Consider the following 4,857-nt stretch of genomic DNA (forward strand, 5'->3'; position numbering starts at 1 on the left):
CCTTTTAGCTCATCGATAGTTTTGATTTTCGGAGCTAGCACAGGATAAACCGCGTTACCCTCGGCATCAACGAAAAGCGCAGGCAAATCGCCCTTGTGGCCGTTGTCATCCCATGCAAAAGAGTGTTTTTTGGTGTCGCTTGGATCCCAGTGACCGCCCGCTTTCATACCAAGACCCTTCTCGTTAGCGCCGCAGTCAGCGTTTTGATGCACGTGAAATCCGTGCGCGCCGCCCTCAAGGCCTTTAAGATTTGGGAACAACGCCACGCCGTAGTTAGTCTCGATCGCTACGACCTCGCCCACGACGGTGTTGCCTTTTTCGCTTAGTTGCTCCATAGTTACGACTAGGTGCTTGCCAGCCTTTGGATCAAAGACTTTTTCCTCGTGCGCAAGGGCGCTAGTGGCGAGTAGGCAGCCTAGAGCCGCGCTAGCTAAAACGATTTTTTTCATTGTTTTCCTTTTGATGAGATGAGCTCTTATTGTATCAAACATCCCACCTATTCACAACCCCGACTTTTTACGCTATAATTCTAAAAAATAGTTAAATATTTTATAGGGCGAGCATACCGCCCGTATATACGCAATGCTTTCGCATTTCGTATAACGTTCGGTGCTCGTAAGGGGGCAAATCCCCCTTAACCCCCTTAAGCGACTCGTGCCGTAACAATTGAGAGGTTTAAATTTGATCGATAACTCGTCCGTAGAAAATAAAATTTTAATTTGCTGCATATACGTTGTAACGCTAGGTATCGTCTTTATGCTAGGCTGGCTGATATTTTCTTCAGTCTTTTTTCTATTAGCCTGTTCGCTGGGAGTTATCATACCTTTATGGTTTTTAAGCGAAATTTTAAGCTGGATTAGAGGCAGGAGTAATGACTGACGATCAGAACAAAAGCTTTCCAAAAAGCAAAAAAAGAGCTGGAAAAACCAGAACCATCACAAAAATAATGCGTCTTACGCCGGAGGAGTGGAGTAAAATTCAAGAAAAAATGGATGAGAACGGGGGAGTAAATTTTACCAAATACGCCGTAAATTCGATGCTATCTCGATCTCTTACGAAAACGCCACTCACAAAAGAGCTTATCCTTGAGCTATCGCGCCAAGGTAATAACCTCAATCAAATCGCTACGAGGCTCAACAAGGGCGAAAGTCTTGACAAGGTAGGGTTAAGTATTATATCAAGGTCGTTTGAAGCCCTAAGGGGCATCTATAAGCTTCTAAACAGCAAACATCAAGACGAGCAAAAAGCAAAAAACGATGATAGTCAAATTTCTACCCAGTAAAAGCGGCGGCGGTATAGGTAGCGTTAATTACGTCCTCAACGAAAGAGTACAGCAGGGTACGGCAAAAATTTTAAAGGGCGACGAGGCTCAAACTAGGGCTATCATAAGCCAAATTACCAAAAAACAAAAGGTATGCTTCGGAGTTTTAAGCTTTCAAGAAAGCGCCGCAAGGATATCAGACCAAACTAAGCTAGAGATAATGGCCGACTTTGAACGCACGCTACTAGGCGACTTTATGAGGGAGCGCGTAAATATCTTGTGGGTGCAGCACGAAGACAAAGGCGGTAGGCTGGAGCTAAATTTCATCATCCCAAAAATAGACTTGGTCACGGGAACGAGCTTTAATCCGTTTTTCTACTCAAAACCCGACCTTACTAGGATCGATCTTTGGAAAAAAGCCGTAAATCTCGAATACGGCTTTAGCGATCCTGACGATCCTGGCAGAAAAAATACTATAAGCGCAAGCAAAAAAGACATTAAAAACTACGCAAACGTTGAAGCTTTGGATAAAACCTTACACGAGCTAGTAGAAGCTGGAATAATCAAAAGCAGGGCTCAAATGTTAGAACTGCTACGCAATGAAAATATACAAATCAGCCGGGAGACTAAAAACTCGATCACTGTGATCCTGCCGGGCAGTACCAAAAAAAATAGACTTCAAGGAGGAATTTATGCAGATTTCAAAGACGCTAGAGAGCTTGAAGAGCGCGGCGCAGAAACAATCCGAAGAATACGTCAATATCATAACCGAGATATTCAATCAGAAATTCAACAATACCGAAACCAAATTAACGAACTTGTATCAAGGCGAGATGAATACAATATCGGAGAATTTGAACTCAAAACTAGAAAGCATCGAGCAAAAAGCAGAATCGACATTCAGAAAGATAGAACACTCGGCCAAGCAGACCAACGCCTACAAATGGACGACCTTAGCTCTAACGGCAATATTATTCGCGCTGATCGGAGCAGGCTCGGGCATATGGATAACCTGGAACAAAATAAACCCGGCGACGCAGTGGCAAATTCCACAGGAAATGAGATACGTCGAGAGAACCAAGAGCAAAAAAGCGACCAATTATTTCCTCGAAATACCCAAAGAGAAAGTGCAAATGGATGGCAATATGGCTTACATACACATCAAGACGATCGAGGATTAAGCGATGATGACGGTATTAGAAGAGGAATTGATAACAGAAAACGAGAGATTGACACAGCAAGTCAAGCAATTGCTCCTAGAGTTGAAACAAGAGCGAGACTACAGCAACGATCTAGCGATGAAGCTAAACGACTGGAAAGCGACAGACGAAAAAGAAATCAACGAGCTGCTGCAGAACATCAAGAACGAATACGAGAGCGTTATAGACGACTTGACGAAGAAAATACAAAGCAATGGACAAAATATAGAGCTATTAGAAAAAGAGATGACGAGATACGAAAACTATATCAAGACGCAAGAAGAGCAGTTGAACAGCTATTCCAGCGAGCTAAATCAACTATTGGCAACCTTATCGAGCATGCAAAACGACTGATTCTCGAGCAAAAAGAGGAGCAAGACCGAGAAAAGCGCAAACGTAGCGGTAGCGGTATGGGGCTGAGCAGATAATTCACATTATCCTCTAAAAGAGGTAGCCTTGCGGCGCTTTAGCGCATAAGCAAGGCGGAATAGGGGGTAAGGGGGCGGTGCGCAGTGCGTAAGCACAAGCACGTACACACGCCCCGGTTCCGATTGTGTTTAAGCCAATTTTTGCGATTTTTTGCGGCGAAGTTTTCTTTTAACCTCTTTTTTAAATTCTTTTATATCTTTTAGGGTCTCGCTAGAGCCATGGTACCAAGGGGTTTAGACATCATACAATAATAGATTTTCCGAAATACAATAATAGATTTTCCTTTTATACAATAATAGATTTTCCGAAATACAATAATAGATTTTCCGCTACTTTTCTATTATAAAAAATAATATATGGTATTGATTTATTATTCTATTTTTTATATAATACAATAATAAAATAATATATGGATTATTGTATGAACGAAGTCGTTAAATATTCAAACGAGCTACACGAGCTAAAATTTAATACTCTCACGGAAGCGCAACAAAACGTATTTTTTACTATCTTGCAACAGTTTAGAAATACGGACGGCTACATATTAGAACTTGATTTTTATAAAGTATTCGAGTTGGCTCAAGTAGCTGACAGCAGTAGCTATCGAAAAGAAATCTTAGATAAGCTCGGTAAGCTGCAAGAGTTTAAATTTCGGTATGAAATCAATGATGAAGGGGATTTACGGCAAGAGATTATTTTTCCCATGCTTGAAACAGACACCAAAAATAGAATTTTAAGAGTTCAGGTATCACAAGGTTTTAAGGATCGCTATATTTCAAGCCCACTAAAAGGCTGGACAAGGTATGAATTAGCCGAGTTTGTGGGGCTTAGCGGGACGTATGCAAAGACCATTTATCGATATTTGAAGCAGTTTAGGCAAACTGGTTTATGGCATATTAAATATAAAGACTTCAAGGAGCTTTTAGGGATACCCGAAAGCTATCAAGCGTGCAATATAGACCAGCAAATTTTAAAGCCAGCAATAAGAGAACTATCAGCAGAACGCAACCTGTTTGATCAGCGACGAGCACCGTTCAAAGGGCTTATGATAAAAAAGATTAAAAGCGGACGAAATATCGACGCATTAGAATTTTACTTTGAGCCGCAGCCTATAAGCGACATCGAGCGCGACAAAAAAGAAAACCGCCGAAATTTAGACACGATAGCGAGCGACATCAAGCGCCAAGATATGCTTCGAGAGTTAAAGCGCAGCAACCCTATCACGGGCAAAGCCGTCAATGACTTTGACCCGTACATAGGCAGATACCTACGCATATACAACGAAAAAATGAACGTCACGGATATACTAAAAATTCAAAGCTTCGAGCAAAGCGGGGAGCAAATAGAAGTCAAACTTTTCAACGTCGATGACAAATACTCGACCGTAATGAGATTTGACAATTTCAAGCACTTTAAAAATACTTTCGAGAGATACGGAGACTAAATGACGACAATCAAGGACGAACCGAACCTAAACGAAACAGACCAAAAAGAGCTTGAGAAAATCATCGCCGCAGACGATCGCGGCGAAATAGAATATATACCCTTTGAAGAATTCGACCGCAATATGAAAAGCTTTTTGAAGAGCTTAGCCGCGCAAAATGCGGACTAGAAAAAATCAGGTATTTTTTTGCCGCTCTTTACCCACAAGTAGCCGACGACGAAACTAGCCAGCAAGACCAACGGCACGTATAGGCCGATATTAGTCATTTAATATTACTCCGACTGCACAGACCTTAAGGCCGACCAGCATATAATAATCGCACTAGCAACCATAAAGAAAGCGATCACAAACGAACTCATTTTATCCTCCTATTTCTTTAAGTCTCTAATTTCTTTTAAAATTTTTTTGGTATGCATAGTGCCTAAAATTATACCAATAAAAAGAACGACGGCAACGCCGCAAGCCCCGTAAAAAATAATCGCGTCATCAAAATTTTTATAATGCGTAGCAATCCAGCTTACAAG

5 protein-coding genes are annotated in these 4,857 nt (G+C 41.4%); 4 read left to right on the plus strand and 1 reads right to left on the minus strand.

What is annotated here, in order from left to right:
• Positions 1-449: superoxide dismutase family protein (locus tag Q0296_RS02470; protein WP_298036125.1), on the minus strand; the 449-nt coding region annotated here is incomplete at its 3' end.
• 422 nt (positions 450-871) lie between these two features.
• On the opposite strand from Q0296_RS02470, the gene Q0296_RS02475 reads away from it, so the two are divergent.
• The 4 genes from Q0296_RS02475 to Q0296_RS02490 all read left to right on the plus strand — a co-directional run bounded on the left by Q0296_RS02475 (position 872) and on the right by Q0296_RS02490 (position 4,501).
• The gene (locus tag Q0296_RS02475; protein ID WP_295140999.1) at positions 872-1,282 is read left to right on the plus strand and encodes a hypothetical protein; all 411 of its coding nucleotides are present in this window, start codon (positions 872-874) and stop codon (positions 1,280-1,282) included.
• Positions 1,257-2,888: a hypothetical protein gene (locus Q0296_RS02480; RefSeq protein WP_298036127.1), complete on the plus strand. Its 1,632-nt coding sequence runs from the start codon at positions 1,257-1,259 to the stop codon at positions 2,886-2,888. Before Q0296_RS02475 ends, Q0296_RS02480 begins: the two co-directional genes overlap by 26 nt.
• 422 nt (positions 2,889-3,310) lie before the next feature.
• Entirely contained in the window at positions 3,311-4,333 is a 1,023-nt protein-coding gene (locus Q0296_RS02485; RefSeq protein ID WP_298036129.1) for a replication initiation protein, read from the plus strand.
• Positions 4,334-4,501 (plus strand): hypothetical protein, encoded by a 168-nt coding sequence (locus Q0296_RS02490; protein ID WP_298036130.1) that lies wholly within the window; start codon positions 4,334-4,336, stop codon positions 4,499-4,501.
• The last annotated feature ends 356 nt before the right edge of the window (positions 4,502-4,857 follow it).

Source organism: uncultured Campylobacter sp. (genome assembly GCF_937890585.1).
Taxonomy (GTDB): domain Bacteria; phylum Campylobacterota; class Campylobacteria; order Campylobacterales; family Campylobacteraceae; genus Campylobacter_A.